Origin of the sequence: Rhizobium sp. RM, from assembly GCF_013390595.1 — a bacterium.
Lineage (GTDB): Bacteria > Pseudomonadota > Alphaproteobacteria > Rhizobiales > Rhizobiaceae > Agrobacterium.
Map to the genome: position 1 here is coordinate 14574 of NZ_JACAWV010000016.1, position 17700 is coordinate 32273.

The 17700-nt window shown below is 57.0% G+C and carries 14 protein-coding genes; 11 read left to right on the top strand and 3 right to left on the bottom strand.

Annotated features, from left to right (window positions below; all coding sequences use genetic code 11):
* The first annotated feature begins 264 nt into the window (after positions 1–264).
* The 5 genes from repA (at position 265) to HWX89_RS14485 (ending at position 5860) form a co-directional block, all read left to right on the top strand.
* Complete coding sequence (gene repA, locus HWX89_RS14465; RefSeq protein WP_138791471.1) at positions 265–1479, top strand: plasmid partitioning protein RepA; 1215 nt, start codon at positions 265–267, stop codon at positions 1477–1479.
* Positions 1476–2489: a plasmid partitioning protein RepB gene (gene repB, locus HWX89_RS14470; protein WP_138791470.1), complete on the top strand. Its 1014-nt coding sequence runs from the start codon at positions 1476–1478 to the stop codon at positions 2487–2489. The genes repA and repB overlap by 4 nt, the downstream gene beginning before the upstream one ends.
* Positions 2490–2677: 188 nt before the next feature.
* A complete protein-coding gene (gene repC / locus HWX89_RS14475; protein ID WP_138791469.1) occupies positions 2678–3955 on the top strand; it encodes a plasmid replication protein RepC in 1278 nt (425 codons plus the stop codon).
* Positions 3956–4319: 364 nt separating this feature from the next.
* Entirely contained in the window at positions 4320–4502 is a 183-nt protein-coding gene (locus HWX89_RS14480) for a hypothetical protein (RefSeq protein WP_138791468.1), read from the top strand.
* A gap of 152 nt (positions 4503–4654) precedes the next feature.
* Complete coding sequence (locus HWX89_RS14485; protein ID WP_138791467.1) at positions 4655–5860, top strand: low temperature requirement protein A; 1206 nt, start codon at positions 4655–4657, stop codon at positions 5858–5860.
* A gap of 12 nt (positions 5861–5872) precedes the next feature.
* Here the strand turns inward: HWX89_RS14485 and HWX89_RS14490 are convergent, their stop codons facing one another.
* Positions 5873–7342 (bottom strand): glycosyl transferase family protein, encoded by a 1470-nt coding sequence (locus tag HWX89_RS14490; protein WP_138791466.1) that lies wholly within the window; start codon positions 7340–7342, stop codon positions 5873–5875.
* A 214-nt stretch (positions 7343–7556) separates the two neighbouring features.
* Here HWX89_RS14490 and HWX89_RS14495 point away from each other — a divergent pair, with 214 nt between their 5' ends.
* Positions 7557–9599, top strand: coding sequence for a TonB-dependent receptor domain-containing protein (locus HWX89_RS14495; protein WP_138791492.1), 2043 nt, complete (start codon positions 7557–7559; stop codon positions 9597–9599).
* Positions 9600–9649: 50 nt separating this feature from the next.
* Here the strand turns inward: HWX89_RS14495 and HWX89_RS14500 are convergent, their stop codons facing one another.
* Positions 9650–10618 (bottom strand): LysR substrate-binding domain-containing protein, encoded by a 969-nt coding sequence (locus HWX89_RS14500; protein WP_138791465.1) that lies wholly within the window; start codon positions 10616–10618, stop codon positions 9650–9652.
* A gap of 198 nt (positions 10619–10816) precedes the next feature.
* Here HWX89_RS14500 and speB point away from each other — a divergent pair, with 198 nt between their 5' ends.
* A complete protein-coding gene (gene speB, locus HWX89_RS14505; protein ID WP_138791464.1) occupies positions 10817–11875 on the top strand; it encodes an agmatinase in 1059 nt (352 codons plus the stop codon).
* 73 nt (positions 11876–11948) lie between these two features.
* On the opposite strand, the gene HWX89_RS14510 is transcribed toward speB, so the two are convergent.
* A complete protein-coding gene (locus HWX89_RS14510; protein ID WP_138791463.1) occupies positions 11949–12773 on the bottom strand; it encodes an IclR family transcriptional regulator in 825 nt (274 codons plus the stop codon).
* Between the two features lie 149 nt (positions 12774–12922).
* Between HWX89_RS14510 and HWX89_RS14515 the strand changes: the two genes are divergently transcribed.
* From HWX89_RS14515 to HWX89_RS14530, 4 genes are all read left to right on the top strand, one after another.
* On the top strand, positions 12923–13696 hold the full coding sequence (locus tag HWX89_RS14515; RefSeq protein ID WP_138791462.1) for an enoyl-CoA hydratase/isomerase family protein: 774 nt from the start codon (positions 12923–12925) through the stop codon (positions 13694–13696).
* Positions 13697–13757: 61 nt separating this feature from the next.
* Positions 13758–14834, top strand: a complete 1077-nt coding sequence (locus HWX89_RS14520; protein WP_138791461.1) for an ABC transporter substrate-binding protein — start codon at positions 13758–13760, stop codon at positions 14832–14834.
* A gap of 11 nt (positions 14835–14845) precedes the next feature.
* The gene (locus HWX89_RS14525) at positions 14846–15925 is read left to right on the top strand and encodes an ABC transporter ATP-binding protein (protein WP_138791460.1); all 1080 of its coding nucleotides are present in this window, start codon (positions 14846–14848) and stop codon (positions 15923–15925) included.
* On the top strand, positions 15922–17691 hold the full coding sequence (locus HWX89_RS14530) for an ABC transporter permease subunit (RefSeq protein ID WP_138791459.1): 1770 nt from the start codon (positions 15922–15924) through the stop codon (positions 17689–17691). The genes HWX89_RS14525 and HWX89_RS14530 overlap by 4 nt, the downstream gene beginning before the upstream one ends.
* Positions 17692–17700 lie beyond the last annotated feature (9 nt).

Consider the following 17700-nt stretch of genomic DNA (forward strand, 5'->3'; position numbering starts at 1 on the left):
AGCCGCGGCTAACTTCGCGCTGAACAGCTGCAAGGTCCAAAGAATCCTTGAATCTTCGAGGAATCTTTTAACCGGTTAGCCGCGGCTAACAGCGTCGCGGTGAAAATCGAAAATTTGATTCTTCGCCAAGGCCTTAGCGTGCGTTCTGAATCTAAAAAAAAGCCTATTGCGCCCAAAAGAGAATCGGCGCTTATATTTCAGCTGCGGAAAAAACCGTCTTTTTCGGAAAAAACCGCAACTGCACCATCGAGCGAAAGAAGAGCTATGACACAGAGCGCCGACTCAAAACTTGCTGCAAGGGCTCCCGATCTCACGGGGCTTATACAACAGCATTCGGCTGCGTTGTCAGCCCAATTGCAGGCGCACAATGCAAATACCTTTTCGCCGCACACCGAAAAGAGCATGCGGCATTTCTCTCCAGCAGAGACAGCCAAGCTGATCGGTATTGGCGAAGCCTATCTGCGTCAGATTGCAGCCGAGCTTCCCGGCCTCGACGCAGCGCAGGCAAACGGCCGCCGCTCCTACTCCGTCGATGACATCCAGAACATCAGAAAGTTTCTTGACCAGGGCGCCCGCGGAACGCGCCGTTATCTGCCGCACCGCCGTGAAGGCGAAGAGCTGCAGGTCATCGCGGTCATGAACTTCAAAGGTGGCTCCGGCAAGACGACCACCTCCGCTCATCTCGCCCAATACCTGGCACTGCGTGGTTACCGCGTCCTCGCGATCGATCTCGATCCGCAGGCCAGTCTTTCGGCTCTTTTCGGTCATCAGCCGGAAATCGACGTCGGCCCGAACGAGACGTTGTACGGTGCTATCCGCTACGACGACGAACGTCGCCCCATCGCGGAGATCGTTCGTGGCACATATATTCCCGATCTGCACATCGTTCCCGGCAATCTGGAACTGATGGAGTTTGAACATGACACGCCGCGCGCCCTCATGCGCCGCGCTCCTGGCGATACGCTGTTCTTTGCTCGCATCGGACAGGCCATTGCCCAGGCGCAGAATTTCTACGATGTCGTGGTGATCGATTGCCCGCCGCAACTCGGTTACCTCACGCTTTCCGCACTCACTGCAGCTACTTCCGTTCTCGTCACCGTTCACCCGCAAATGCTGGATGTCATGTCGATGAACCAGTTTCTGGCAATGACCGGCGATCTCCTGGCGGAGATCGGCAGAGCTGGCGCACAATCCGATTACAACTGGATGCGTTACCTGGTGACCCGTTTTGAACCGAGCGACGGGCCGCAAAACCAGATGGTCGCATTTCTCCGTTCGATTTTCGGAGACAACGTTCTCAACCATCCAATGTTGAAGAGCACCGCCGTTTCCGACGCCGGTTTGACGAACCAAACTCTTTTCGAAGTAGAACGTACCCAGTTCACCCGGTCCACTTACGATCGCGCATTGGATGCCATGAACAGCGTCAATGCCGAGATTGAAGGACTTATCAAGAAAGCATGGGGTAGGGCAGCATGAGCAGGAAACAGATCTTCGCCAATCTCGGTTCGCCGAATGCCGAAAACAATGAGCCGGCACAAGAACGCGCTCGTCCCCGTATCAGACCGATCCTCGGCTCTCCGGAACTCGTCAATGATGTTCTCGGTTCGCCTGTCGGCATGATTGGCCAGTCGCTGAATGAAGTAAACGAACGCAGCAAGCGCGCCGAAGAAATCGAAAAGCGTCTTGCCGAAGGTTTGACGATCGTTTCACTTGATCCTGCAGATATTGATCCTTCCTTTATCCCGGACAGAATGCCGTCGTCTCCAGAAGATGATGCCGGTCTGGTGGAAGCCATTCGTGAACAGGGCCAGCAGGTTCCTATTCTCGTCCGTCCACACCCTGAATATCCCGGTCGTTATCAGGTTGCTTTCGGTCATCGCCGTCTGCGCGCCATCTCTGCACTCAACATTCCTGTCAGAGCCGTCGTTCGCGATCTGACCGATGAACAGCTTGTCGTTGCCCAGGGTCAGGAAAACAACGAGCGGCGCGATCTCACCTATATCGAGAAGGCCCGTTTCGCCCAGAAACTGCAGATACGGTTCTCTCGCGACACAATCATGGCGGCAATGTCTCTCTACAAGAGCGATCTTTCCAACATGCTGTCCGTTGTCGGTCGTATTCCGGAAGACCTGATCGATCTCATCGGCCCGGCCCCCAGTGTTGGCCGCCGCAACTGGATGGATCTTGCCGAACAGCTTTCATCCTCGCAGGTGAAGGAAGCTGCCCGCGCTTATGTCCGGGAACCAAACGTTGCTGCCCTTGCCTCTGAAGACCGTTTCAAGTCGCTTCTCGATTTCCTGAAGCCGAAGGCGCAGGCAAAAAAGGCTGGCGTATGGTCTTCCGACACCGGCAGCAGACTGGCGAAAATCATCGAGAGCGATCGCAAGGTTGAAATCTCGATCGACCGGAAGGAAGCCCCTGAATTCGCAGACTTCGTTCTGGAACATCTTCAAACACTGTTTGCTGAACATCAGTCCAAGCAGTGATTTGTAACGTCAACGACTAACAGGAGACTAGAGCCCAAAAGAAAAAAGCCCCCGAACGTTGCCGCGCGGAAGCCCTTTCTTTGATTTAAGCACCCAAAGAATCTCATTTCCGCGAATCATAGTCAAGAGTCTTGGCATCGAAATTTTTCGGTGAGCGATTTTCTTTTGCCTTGTGAAAGGTGAAAGACATGGACAGCACATGCGTAACTACGCCTTTTGGGCGGCGAACAATGTCGTTTGGCATTCTCGCAACCCAATTTGCCGCACAAAAGATAAAATCAACTCCAGCCACCGATAAGTGGAAGCTCTATCGCTCGGTCTGTGAAGCACGCCCATTGCTTGGCGTGACCGATCGTTCCTTGGCCGTACTAAACGCGCTTTTGAGCTTTTATCCCAAATCCGAACTTGCTGGTGACGCCGATCTCGTAGTGTTTCCATCCAATGCGCAATTGTCTTTGCGTGCGCATGGCATGGCCGAACAAACTCTGCGTCGGCATCTCTCCGCTCTGGTGGAAGCCGGCCTTATCATTCGCAAGGACAGTCCGAACGGAAAACGATACGCCCGTAAGGCGAGGGGTGGCGAAATCAGCGAAGCCTATGGTTTTTCGCTCGCACCACTTCTTGCCCGCAAAGCAGAAATCGAGGAGATGGCCGAAAAGATCATCGGCGAGCGTCTCGATCTTCAGCGTCTTCGTGAGAAGATCAGCCTGTTCCGTCGTGATATCCAGAAATTCTGCGAAATGATTTCGGTCAATGGCCAGGTGAACAAGGCAACCGAGTTCCTGGACCGTTATTCTGCCGCGGCAAACTCCCTTGGCCGTAACCCGAAAGCCGCTGATCTCGCGAAAATCGCCGATATTCTGGCTTCTCTCCGTGCAGAGATTGCCAACTATCTGGAAAATATTGCGAAATCGGAAAAAATAAGCGGCAATGACCGCCAAAATGAGCGTCACATAAAGAATTCAGAATCCGAATCTATTTCTGAAGCGGCCATTTTCGATCAAACCAGCAGCGTTGTGCCCGCTGCCCCACAAGCCACGCCTGTACAGGTTGCCGTCACCAGCAACGCAAAACCCGATCACCCACAGTCAAAGCCTGTTCTTCAAAAGCAATTTTTTGTTCCTGATATTGTTTTGGTTTTGAAAGCTTGCCCAGACATTGCCCTCTATGCCCCAGCTTCCCGAGTGACAGGATGGCGAGATCTCGAGGTTGCGACATCAGTGGTCAAAACCATGTTCAATATCAGCCCGTCCGCTTATCAGGATGCGGTTGCCATTCTTGGTCGTCACGCAACGGCGGCAGTCCTAGCGTGCCTGTTGCAGAAGGCCGAGCAGATCAGCTCTCTTGGCGGATACCTGCGTAATCTGACACAGAAGGCGCGTGACGGCAGTTTCGACCTTAATGCGATGCTGATGGCCCAACTGCGGAACTGCAGCGACGCTGGAGCAGGAGCCGTGCGGCAATAAGGCAAGGGAACGGGCAAAGGACCCGTTCAGTTGCGTAAACGAGCTTATGGAGGTACTCTGACGCCAACAAAGATTTCTGAAAGATTCGTTTCCAGACAGACGGGCTGTGGGTTGAATACACAGCCAAATGGCTTCCTATTGTTAATGCGATGTAAAGAAAGTTAAGTGCGATTTCGCTTTCGTTCTGGATTTTCCATAAGAAGTTTCAATAACTTGAAATCTGCTCTTTTTTGTCGATGCACAGCCTATCGGATGCTTGTGATACAGATCACAGAGATAACGCAGCTGGTTTGCTGAACGGTAACGATGAAACCTAAAACCGAATTGCGCGTTTCTGTCCAGTGTTGCCAACGGAACAGAATTGATGACCTTTCCCGACGATATGGAACTGGCAGTCGCGCTTTACATGGCGGAGACCGCTTCACCGCGATCGCAGGCCATTGAACGTCTTTTGAGAGAAATGCTGGGCAGGACGAGTTACCTGACAGCGAAAGCGGAGAGCCTCATCTCGCTGGTGCCAGAAGTGCAAAACGCACATTCCCGTTGAACTGCCTCCCGTTAATCTGGGACGGTGGCGGAAGGTCGATAGACATATGCGAACCGGCTTAGTGCACGTGTTGTTTTCAATGGTCGATCTTGAATAAGATCTCTGCCCGCTTTTTTCGTCTCATGTGAATGGCCAATATATATGGGGGCAACATGACCGCCGGGACCGAACCACAGCCGTCCGAAAACAAACGTCTTTCCAAAAGCTGGATCAAACAGGAAGGGCATGAAGCGGAAAAGGCGACCTTCCCGGAACTCTTCTTCGATCTGGTTTTCGTTTTTGCATTGATCCAGCTATCGCATGCGCTGGCGGAAGATTTTGGTCCCACCGCTCTCCTTGAGGCAGCCATCCTTATCCTGTCTTTATGGTGGCTCTGGATTCACACGACCTGGATCACCAATCTCCTGAACACGGAAGTCGAGCAGGTTCGGCTTCTTCTTTTTGTCCTGATGTTTGGCGGCGTCTTGCTGGCCATCGCGCTTCCTGAAGCATTTGCAGAGCAGGGCCCGGCATTTGCTCTCATTTACAGCGCACTACAGATTGGCCGAAGCCTTTTTGCCCTTTACGTTTTCAGGGACGAGGACAGGCAATCCTTTCTTGTCTTCGCACGCGTTACGGTCTGGCTCGTCATCTCCAGCCTCTTCTGGATTGCCGGTGGTTTCTCAGATCTGACAGGACGGCTTCTTTTCTGGGGCGTCGCACTCGCCATCGAATATGCCGGTCCCGTCTGCCGTTATGTCGTTCCTGGAATTCCCTCGAGCGATGAGGACAGGCTGCATCTGTCGGGAGAGCATCTCGCAGAACGTTGTGCGCTGTTTGTCATCATCTGCCTGGGAGAAACGATCCTGACAACCGGTCGAACGGCGACGTCCTACATGAACTCCGGCATGACGTTCGTGGTCTTCTGTTCTGCGTTCATCAGCACGGTGGCCATGTGGTGGATCTATTTTCACCATGGACAGCAAAAGGCATCGAGCAAGGTCGAGCATGCGGATGAGAAGGCCAAGATTGCCCATAACCTCTTCAACTACGGTCATCTGCCCATTGTGGCAGGCATTATAGTCACTGCGGTGGGTGAGGATTTCAGCCTCTCTCACAGCCACGAGGGTGCGACGCTCCGCGAAGCGATAGCCATTCTCGGCGGCCCCATCCTGTTTCTCGCTGGCAATATCGGCGTGAAAATCGCTGCCGCATATCAGCGGCCCGTCTCGCATTTCGTCGGGGTTGCGATCCTATGCCTGCTTCTGCCGCTTGAGGGCCTGCCGCTTTACGTTTTGCAACTGGCAAGCACGGTGGTGCTGTTGATGGTCGCGATCTGGGAATATCTGGCGCTGCAGAAAAGTACCGCCAACGCCTGAGGTAAATCCAAGTCAGACGTGAGCGACGCTGCGTGACCGTTCCTGCCAGAGATTGAGACTGCGTGCGAAGGCATCATCGAACGACATGGTCATGTCGTTTACCAGCATCAGGGCAACCGCTGCCGTAGAAATGATGGTCGCTTCAGCTCTTTCATCGCGTGCAGCTCCCGTCCAGACGGCGCGCCAATATTCGAAGGTCGTGAACATGGTCGGCATTTCCGCAGGCGGCATGTCGCGGCCGGGAATGAAAGCCTCGATATCTTCGCCTCGCGAGAGGCCAAAAATCCGGGTGCTGCGGAAGGGCGTGAATTGTGCAAAGTCCCGGGTGTTGCCGAGAACTGCGAGGTTATCCATCTTCAGCAGTTTGGCCGTATCGCGGTGCAGTTCCTGATAGGACGGGCGCGCAACGCCGATGATCACGTTTCGGGCGCGCAACGGGTTGAGCAGATGGACTACAGTGTTCAGGGGCAGTCGCATCTCCAGCAGCCCATGCAATCCAAGCAGGCTCTGGAACTGTGGCGAGATACCGCCGATGGGAAGATAGGCCAAGCCGTGCGATGCAGTTGCTTCGGCCGCCTGCGCCAGGGATTGGCAAATCGGAATGCCGCTTGTTTCCGCAGCGATCTCCAGTTTGCCGCTGTTGTCGCCCTGGCCCATGTGTCCGTGCAGAAGCACACTGTAGCCTGCCATGGCAACCAGGCGGGCAGCATGCAGAAACCACGGTGCGTCCCGGTGCTTGGGTGAAATATAAACGGGCCAGTCCAGATCGACCGATCCCGGCGGGTTCTGGCTCCTGTTCATATGCTCCCACATGGCTTCGATGAAACCGGCAAGCTCCGCTGCCGTTCCACCGCGATAATGCATTGTCGCCAGCAGGGCGCCGATCTGTATGGGATCTGCATCGCCATCGAGGATAATGGAAAGAGCATCCATCGCTTCGGTTTGGCTGAGCGGTCGGCTGTTGCCGATGCCCATCGAGGAGGTCGCGATATATTTCGCCAATCGCTGCTGTGGGCCGGCATTGTGACCGATGTTGGCAAGACGGGTGGCAATGTGTTCGGGCGTGGGCTGCCCCTCAAGCAGAAGGCTGGGGCGCACGGCCAGGGGCGGCGCCTTCATCAGCAACGGTCGCTCCCATCCGGTCGTTTTTGCCGGATTGGCCGGGTCAGGCCGATCCTTGCTGTAATCGATAAGATTTTCAGCCTCCGCCGCCAGGGAACGAATGCGCAGTCGCATTTCTTCGGCAAAGGGTGTTGGCAGAAGGCCTTGCCCGGTGCGAAGGAAAAGCTGGTCGTCATATTTTTCGCGAAGCTGCTGCAAAATCCGGCTCATCGAAGAGGTCGGCAGGCCCATGCCAGCCGCCGCACGGCTGACACTGCCTTCACGCAGCAGCGCGTCAAACGCGATCAGCAGCTTCAACTGTCCGAGCTTGTCAGGCTTCGCAGCCGCTCCCTCGTCTTCATTTCGCTTCTTGGTTGCCATTCGTTGATATTTCGCCCCACCGCTGGCTGGCGAAGCCCCCATTTTGCAATTTCCAGAATTTAGAATTGTTCGAAAACAAAGCCGTTGTGCCTGTCACTGCTCCTAAATAAGTGGGGGTAAATTCTCAAGTTAAATGCGGGGGCATAACATGGAAGTGAAGCGCTGCAGCCATTTCGGGGCTGGAAAAGTCACGCGAGCCGTCATCACTGTCGGCATGGCGGGCACTGCGTTGGGTCTGGCCGTTCCGGCTTTCGCCCAGCAGGCAACCGAAAACAACACCGTGCTCCAGCAGATCGTCGTAACGGCTGCGGGTTTCGAACAGAACGTCAAGGACGCGCCTGCCAGCATTACGGTGGTGACGCGCGAAGATCTGGAGAAGGGATCTTACCGTGATCTGACCGATGCGCTGCGCGAGGTGCAGGGCGTGGCCGTCACCGGCATCGCCAATGAAAAAGACATTTTCATTCGCGGCCTGCCAGGTGCCTACACGCTGATCCTGGTGGATGGAAGACGCCAAAGCACGCGTGATGCCCGTACCAACGGCAATTCCGGTTTCGAGCAGAGCTTCATACCGCCGGTCTCGGCTATCGAGCGTATCGAGGTCGTTCGCGGCCCGATGTCTTCACTTTACGGTTCGGATGCCATGGGCGGCGTCATCAACATCATCACCCGCAAGGTTGGTGATGTCTGGTCCGGCTCCGTGACGACCGAAGGAACGGCACAGCAGCATTCACGCTTCGGCAATAGCGGTCAGGTTTCCTGGTATGCAAACGGGCCGATCCTCAAGGACGTGCTCGGCCTGCAAGTCTGGGGTCGCGGTTTCAAACGCAGTGAGGATCGTATCCTGAACGGCACGACGGGTGCCAAGGAGTTTGATTTCAACGGCCGGCTGACGTTGACACCGAATGAAGACCACGACATTTACCTCGAAGCTGGCAAGACGCGTCTGCGTCGCGACGCAGAGCCGGGGGAATCCCTTGCCGCGACGGATGCGAACAGCACCTACAACATCAACACGCGTGACCATTGGTCGTTGTCGCACACCGGCCGGTGGGGCCCAACCACCTCGGAATTCTCGATCCAGCAGGAATGGGCCGAACGCACCAATTTCACGCGCAATGTCCGAACCGGCCGGGTTACCGAAAACCCGCGCTCTCCGGAAATCCGCAATACCGTTATCGACGGCAAGTTCACAACGCCGTTTGAACTGTTTGGCGGTCACACGCTGGTCACTGGCGGACAATATTTCGAAGCGCAGCTCACCGACCAGAATCCAGGTCGCCGTTCGGGTCTGGATGAAACATTTTCCGCGACGCAATGGGCGCTTTTCGTCGAGGACGAATGGCGCATCATTGACAGCTTTGCCCTGACTGGCGGTTTGCGCCTTGATAACCACGAAAAATACGGCAACCATTTCAGCCCGCGTATTTACGGTGTCTGGAGCGCGACCCAGGATCTGACCATCAAGGGTGGTGTTTCCACCGGCTTCCGTGCACCCGAAATCCGCCAGGTAGCGCCCGGTTACGCCTACACCACGGGCGGCGGCGGCTGCACCTATGGCCCGACCGGAACTTGCGGCGTCATCATTGGCGATCCCAATCTGGAAGCGGAAAAGAGCACGAGCTACGAGCTGGCAGCGCTCTGGGACAACGGCGATGTGGCGCTCGGTGCGACCTATTTCTACACAGACTTCAAGGACAAGATTTCCAATGCCCTGGTGCTCGATTCCAGCGGCAATCCGGTGCGCTGGAGCGAAGATCCGAACTACCGCCTCTGGTACAACTACAACATCGATGATGCGGTGATTCAGGGTGTCGAGTTGACCGCGACCTGGTATGCGACACCGGAACTGACCTTCCGTGGCAGCTACACCTACACGCATTCGGAACAGAAGACCGGTGACTATGAAGGTCTGCCGCTGGCCCGTACGCCTGAGCATATGGCCAACCTCAGAGGCGACTGGGTAACGCCGATCGACGGACTAGAAGCATGGGCATCGATCAACTACCATGGATCGGAGATCAACGCGGGGCCGCGTATCGGCACCAATGGCACGGCCGTCACGATCAACGGCAAGTCGGCGCGTAAATACGACGCCTACACCACCCTCGATATCGGCGCGAAATATGCCGTGGCTGAAAACGTCGATTTCAATGCGGCGATCTACAACGTCTTCGACAAGGATGTCGGCACCGACGATTTCAACACCGTCATGGAAGGTCGTCGCTTCTGGGTCAGCATGACCGCCCGGTTCTAATAGGCTGTACAGAGGAAAAGAGATCGAGGAGGCGCCGCAAGACGCCTCTTTTATATTGAGGAATCGTCTTCTACCCTCGAACGAGGCTGGCGCTGTCTCAGGATGGTGCGTGCGGAGGTGAGGGGCTCATGCGGCATATCGCTTTCGATCGTTGCAAACAGCCAGTCGATGAAGGCCTGGACGATCGGTGCTGCACGTTTGTCTGAGCGGCATGCCACGTAAAGCGCATGGTTTGCGGGCACTGCGAGATCGAAAGGTGCGACGAGTTCGCCTTTTGCAATGAGGTCGCCCGCCGTGATCGAGTCACCGAGGGCGACACCCTGATTGTGCAACACGGCCTCCGTTGCAAGACGGGCATCTCCCATGAAGTGCTGGCGGCCACGAGGCAGATCGCGGGCGTCGGCCGCTGCGAGCCAGGTATTCCATTCACGACCATCGTCACAATGGAGTAGCACGTGGTCCTGCAGATCGCGGATGGAACGCAACGGCTGCATGTTGAGAAGTGTGGGGCCGGCAACGGGAAAAAGCGAAAAGCGGCTCCATAGGCGCGTCCAGCAGTCCCCCCAGTTACCGTCGCCATAAAGGATCGAGACGTCGACATCCGGGGAAAAGGGCGACGCTGCATCGTTCGATGCAATCAACCGCAGGGTCACACCGGGGAACTGTTCGGTAAACCGGTCCATGCGCGGTATCAGCCAGAAGGACAGGAGTGCCGCCACACATGTCACAGTCAGCTCGCCGCTGGTTGCCGGCCTTGTCATCGCCGCCGTTGCCGCCGCTATCCCGTCAAACGCGCTGGTCACAGCCGGCAGAAGCAGCGCGCCTTGTGGCGTGAGTTTCAGGCGCTTGCCGTTGCGCTCGAACAGAGGCGTATCGAACGACTGTTCCAATGCCCGGATCTGGTGGCTGATCGCGCCGTGCGTCACGTTCAACTCCCTAGCGGCGGCGGACACCGAGCCTCGCCGGGCAGCGGCTTCGAACGCGCGCAAAGGGTTCAGCGGTGGCAGACGGCTGGGCAAAGGGGTGTACTCCACGGCAATCTATGTGAGAATTTCTCACATAAAACGCTATAACAATGTCAATTGATTTCCAATCCCAATCGTCCATAGTTGTCGTCAATAAGAATGAAGGGGAATGAAAAAGCTGCGTGCCGATGTCGGCCGTAGACAGGTGTGCTTTTTGTTTTCGTCACCCCTTTCCAACTCTGTGAGGCAGATATGGCGTTTGACGACAAGAAACTGGAAGAACTGCGTTCGAAGTACGGGCAGGGTCATGGGGGAGATCTGTTTGACCCGGAGTTTCGAAAGGTTGCCGACAAGATTTTCAATGAAGGCGGTACGCGCCTTGCACCTTATTCCGGCATCCCGACATTTCTGACGGCCCCACATCTATCCGTCGATGCTGAAACGCCTGATTTCGGCGATCTCCAGGTGGCCCTGCTCGGTGTGCCGATGGATCTCGGCGTTACCAACCGGCCCGGCTCCCGCTTCGGGCCGCGCGCACTGCGTTCCATCGAACGCATCGGACCCTATAACCACGTACTTGGTTGCGCTCCCGTTCATGAACTGCGCGTTGCGGATATTGGCGATGTTCCGTTCCGAAGCCGTTATCGTCTGGAATTGAGCCATGAGGATATCGAAAAACGCGTCGATCAGATCGTTTCTGCCGGTGTCGTACCGCTCTCCGTCGGAGGAGACCACTCGATCACCCACCCCATTCTTCGCGCCGTGGGAAAAAATCGCCCTGTCGGCATGATCCATATCGACGCGCACTGCGATACGGGTGGGGCTTACGATCTCACGAAGTTCCATCACGGTGGACCGTTCCGCAACGCCGTGCTCGATGGCGTGCTCGACCCGACGCGTGTGATCCAGATCGGTATTCGTGGTGCGGCGGAATATCTATGGGAGTTTTCCTACGAGTCCGGCATGACGGTGATCCATGCCGAAGAGGTTACCGGGCTTGGCATTCCAGCCATTATCGAGAAGGCGAAAGCGGTGATCGGCGATGGCCCGACCTACCTGTCCTTTGATATCGACAGCCTGGACCCGGCATTTGCTCCCGGTACCGGCACGCCGGAAATCGGTGGTTTGACCAGCCGCGAGGTGCTGGAACTGATCCGTGGTCTCAAGGGGATCAATCTGGTTGGTGGCGATGTCGTGGAGGTCGCGCCTCAATATGACGCAACAACCAACACCGCGCATGCCGGGGCGCAGGTTCTGTTTGAAATCCTGAGCCTGATGGTCTTTAGCCCATTCGTGAACGGCGAGCGCTAAGAGAGCACCGGCGGACCGATTGTGCCATGCGCTGCTATTGCGTGGCGCATGGCTTCTTTCGTTTGGGCCTGCTCTATCTTCGGGCGCCGCCAGCCATCGAAATAGACCTGGCGGCAGCCGTTACCAGCGCGGAAAAGCGCTGCTCGGCTTCTTCCGGCGTATAGCGGCTCCGCGAAACCGCGATGTTGATGGCGCCATAGGGTCGGCCATTGGCATCCAGAACGGGCGCGGCGACCGACAGATCGCCGTAGAAATACTCTTCAAACGCTGTCGCATAGCCCTGAACCGCTGACTTCTGCAGTTTTTCCCGCAACGCGTCCGGCTGCCAGGTCGTGTGTGGCGTATAGGGGTGCAGGGGGGATCGATCCAGTATGGCACTGGCCTCGTCGCCTGGCAGCGACGCGAGAATTGCAATGCCCGGCGCAGTACAATAGGCGGGCAGCCGCGTCCCGGTAATAACGTCGTTGTTCAGGACGTGCCTGCTCATGAAGCGCGACACGAAGACGATATCCGTATCGTCGAGAACGGTAAGATTGACCGTTTCCTCGGTCTCTTTGCTGAGATGCAGGAGGTATGGCATGCCTCGTTCCACAAGGCTGCTGGCCCGGGTGTAGTGATAGCCAAAATCCAGTGACTTCACCGTCAGTTCGAACCGCCTCGTATCGGCATTCTTGCTGAGATAACCGAGCTTTGTCAGCGTGTGTGTAAAGCGCTGCGCCGCACTCATGTCGAGCCCGGCTTCATCGGCGATCTGAGAAAGGCTGAGGTTTGGGCGCGTGCCATCAAAAGCGCTGAGAACTCTGAATGCCTTTTCGACTGACTGTACCAGCAACGGATCGCGATCTTCGCTGGATGCGTCGGTCTCATTCTCCGTCGATTTGCCTGCCTTGCGCGCCATTTGCCCCCACCCACGTCTCTTCACGCATAGCGATAGCAGAGTTATCGCGCAGCGGAAATGTAGCTTGACATAAAAAATATCTGTGAACACACTATGACATATTAGTTATTGCAATGCAATAGTTATGAAATCGAAAAGAGGAGAGAACCATGGATCGCTTCATCCTGACGGCACGGCACGGCGAGGTCGGCGTCATTACTCTAAACCGCCCGCAGATTCTGAACGCCTGGCACAGCGCGATGCGAAAGCAACTCGTTGAGGCGTTCGAGGCGTTCGAGAAGGATGAGGCTATTCGCGCCATCATTCTCACCGGCGCAGGCGACCGGGCGTTCAGCGCCGGTCAGGACCTGAACGAGACGAAAACCTTCGATGCCGAGCGTGGCAAGGAATGGGTGGGGGAGTGGGAGCGCCTCTATGAGGCCATGCGGTCGTTGTCCAAGCCCTTGATTGCAGCGTTGAACGGCGTGGCTGCCGGTTCGGCTTTCCAGGTTGCTCTTCTTTGCGACTTCCGCATTGGTCACCCGGGCGTTCGCATGGGCCAGCCGGAAATCAACTCCGGTATCGCCAGCACCACGGGTCCATGGATCATGCGCGAGATCATTGGCCTCGCCCGCACCATCGACCTTACGCTGAGTGGACGCCTGATGGAATCGGACGAGTGCCATTCGATCGGCATCATCAACCGTATCGTACCGCAGGACCGTGTCATGGACGAAGCTCTGACACTTGCCCGCGAACTGGCTGCGAAACCGCCCGTCGCCATGCGTCTCGACAAACAGCGCTTCAGAGAAATGACCGAGGCGGGTTTCCGCGATTGCCTCGAGGCAGGCGTCCGCATCCAGCGGGAGGCTTATGCGTCCGGTGAACCGGCGCGGATGATGGAGCTGTTCCTTTCCGAAAGGGCTGCCCGAAAGGCTGGCTGACAGGGCGGTCAGGCCGTCTCGGGAGGCGGCGCAACACATCACAAACCAGAGGGAAAAAACAATGACAAACGATAGACGTGTAATGATTGATCGCCGCAAACTCCTGAAAATCGGAGGCGGCCTCGGTGTGGCGCTGGCCGCTCCCACCATCCTGACGAGAACGGCATGGGCAAACGAGCAATTGACCGTTGCCGACCCCGGCGGTCCTTACAGCCCGGGTTACCGCAAGGCGTTTTATGATCCATTCGAAAAGGCAACAGGTATCAAGGTCATCAACGTTGCCCGCGATGCCGAGCCAACCGCACAGTTTCGAGCCATGGTCGAGACCAAGTCCTATAGCTGGGACGTGTGTACGCTGACGCTTTCGGCGCGTGACATTCTTGAAAAACGCGATTTGCTCGAACCGATCAATCTGACAGACGCGGACGCGCCCGGTCTGATGCCGGATGCCCTGACGCCCGTTTGGCTCGGTATCGACGTCTATTCGACGATCATGGCCTATCGCACCGACAAATTCGACGCGGCAAAGGCACCGACGACCTGGGCAGATTTCTGGAACGTCGAAAAATTTCCCGGCCGTCGCGCCCTGCGCAAAAACCCCATCGATACCCTGGAGCAAGCCTTGCTCGCCGATGGCGTGCCGCTCGACAAGCTTTATCCGCTCGATGTCGAGCGTGCCTATGCCAGCCTTGAGAAGATCAAACCGCATGTCGACGTGTGGTGGACTGGCGGCGCGCAGTCGAGCCAGCTTATCCAGAGTGGAGAGGTGGACATGATCGCGCTGTGGAATGCGCGCGCTCAAGCCGTGATCGATGGTGGAGCACCGGTCAAGATTGTCTGGAACCAAGGCCTCTTTTCGATTGAAGGCTGGGGAATTCCGAAGGGTTCACCACGTGCCGAGATTGCCCGGCAGTTTGTGAAGTTCTGCGCCGACCCGAAACAGCAGGCTCTCTTCACCGAGTTCCTTGCCTATGGCCCGACCAACCTGAAGGCCTATGAAAGCATTCCCGCGCAACGTGCCGAAACGCTGCCGACCTCGGACGCGAACCTCAAACTCATGACCATCGCACGCGAAGACTGGTGGAGCGCCAATCGGTCGGACATGGCCGAGCGGTTCAACGCCTGGATTCTCGGGTAAGGAGGACGCCCATGCTTGCGAAGCCCGATCAAGCCAGCCAGCCAAAGCTTCTCGTCGATGGACTGGCAAAAAACTACGGTAACGCCGTTGCGCTCAAACCCACGCATCTTGCGGTCGAACCGGGTGAGTTTCTGACGCTTCTCGGGCCTTCCGGCTCCGGCAAGACAACCCTGCTGCAGATGATCAGCGGATTGGTTACCCCCAATCAGGGGCGGCTTTTTATCGATGGCCGGGATGAAACCCAGACGCCGGTGCACAAACGCGACATCGGCCTGGTGTTTCAGCATTACGCTTTGTTCCCGCATCTGACGGTGGCTGAAAATATCGGCTTTCCGCTGAAGATGCGGGGGCTCAGCCGCGCCGATACGGCAAGGCAGGTGGCTGACGCGCTTTCGATGGTTCAGCTCGATCATCTGGCCAGCCGTTTTCCGCGTGAACTCTCCGGCGGCCAACAACAGCGCGTCGCCCTGGCGCGCTGCTTTGTTTACAAGCCAGCCATCATTTTGATGGATGAACCGCTCGGCGCTCTCGACAAGAAACTGCGTGAGCACATGCAGTTCGAAATCAAGGATCTGCACCGCAAGACCGGTGCGACAATCATATACGTCACGCATGACCAGGAAGAGGCGCTGGCCATGTCAGATCGCATCTGCCTGATGAATCATGCCCGCGTCGAGCAGATCGGCCCGCCCCATGAAATCTACGCCCGGCCGCAGACGGCCTTTGCAGCAGATTTCATCGGTATTTCCAATATCTTCCGTGGCCGCATCGAGCGCGGTGCCAATGGTGCGGTTCATCTCGCAACACGAAACAGACGTCTGCTGATCGACGGGAAAAACCTCTCGAACGACGTTGAAATGGCACTGGTCGTGCGGCCCGAACATCTGGAACTTGGTGGCGAAAGCGAAAATGCCATCAAGGGGCAGGTGGCGGAGATCGTTTATGCCGGATCGGAAACAAGGCTTCTGGTTGACGCCGAGACGGATGAGCGTGTGACCGTGCGGCTTCTGCCGGGCAAACCGCTGCCGAAACTCGGCGAGAACATCACGCTGAGCTGGAAGCCGGAAGCAGCCGTACTGGTGACGCCATGACCGCTGTCGTTTCACAACCACTGTCCGCGCCGTCCCGCCGCTTCCGTTTCGGGCCGCTCTGGCTGGCCGCACCGGGGCTTGCCTTCCTCGTCATCTTCTTTCTGGTGCCTGTCGCGCGGTTGATGGGGCTCAGTCTCGAAAATGCCGATACCGGTGCTGTGACGATGATGCATTATTCGCGCATTTTCGACACGGACGTTTATTTCCGTGTGCTGCTGATCACCTTTCGTATCGCTGCGCTGACGACGCTGTTTTCGCTGCTTCTCGGTTATCCGCTGGCTTACTGGCTTGCACGCCTTCCAGATTATCGCCGCGGCACGATGATCCTGCTTGTCATGGTGCCGTTCTGGACGAGCTATCTCGTCAAGAGCTTCGCCTGGGTGATCGTTCTTGGACGCACCGGCGTCGTCAACCAGATTGGTCTGAAACTTGGCCTTCTCAGCCAGCCGCTCGAACTGTTGCACAATGAGTTCGGCGTGATGGTCGGCATGGTCCATGCGATGACGCCGCTTGCCGTTTTGACCATGCTGCCGGTGATGACGGGGATCGATCGCCGGCTCACACAGGCGTCGGGAACGCTGGGCGCGACACCGGCAAAAGGCTTCTGGCTCGTCTACTTCCCATTGTCGTTGCCCGGTGCCGCCGCAGCCGGCCTGTTGACCTTCATATCCTCGCTCGGCTTCTTCATCGTGCCCGCTTTGCTGGGTGGTCGACAGCAGACCATGCTGGCGCAACTTATCATCGTGCAGGTGCAGGAAATCCTGAACTGGGCCTTTGCCGGTGCCCTGGCCGCGCTGATGCTGGCTGCAGCACTCCTCACATGCTGGTTGTATGATCGGGTCTTCGGCCTCTCCAGCCTGTCCGGTGAACCTTCGGATAACAAGACCGGAAACAAGGGTGTGCTGCGCGGTTTTGGCCTGGCGGTTCTGGATGTGCTGGCACGGGCCTGCAGCACCTTCAGCACCAGCGTCACAAGGGTTTTGGGAGAGGCCATCTCCTCTCGCATGCTGGGCTTCTATTGCGCGCTGATGTTTGCCTTCCTGATGTTGCCGACGCTTGTCGTGCTGCCGATCGGTTTTACCAGCTCGCAGTTTCTGGAGTTCCCGCCGCCGGGATACGGCCTCGACTGGTTCCGCGCCTATTTCTCATCGGATCTGTGGGTCTCTGCCACGGTGCGCTCTTTCGGCGTGGCCTTTGCCACGGCCGTGGCGGCGACCGCGATCGGCGGCTTTGCCGCGCTGGCGCTTGCCCGCTCCAACTCGCGGTGGCGCGGTCTGATCTTTGCCTTCTTTCTCGCGCCGATGATCGTACCGCGCATCGTTATCGCTGTGGGCCTCTTTTATCTGTTTGCGCAAATGGGGTTGGTCGCGACAGACCTCGGTCTGGTGATAGGCCACACCGTGCTGGCGCTACCTTTTGCTTTTGTCGCGATTGCCGCCGTGCTGAAAAGTTACGACTGGCGCCTCGATCAGGCCGCCGCCACACTGGGTGCGAACAAGTTCCAGGCATTACGCTTCGTCACGGTGCCACTCATAAAGAGCGGCCTGACGGCGGCCTTCCTGTTCGCCTTCATCACATCTTTCGATGAACTGACGGTTGCGATCTTCGTCAGTGGCGGCGTCAAAACCACCCTGCCCAAGCAGATGTGGGATGACATGATCCTTCAGCTCAACCCGACATTGGCTGCGGTCTCCGTTGTCGTCTTCATCGTCGTGACGACACTTCTCCTGGCGGCGGAACGTCTCCGTCGTTCTTCCCAAGCATAAACAGAGTTC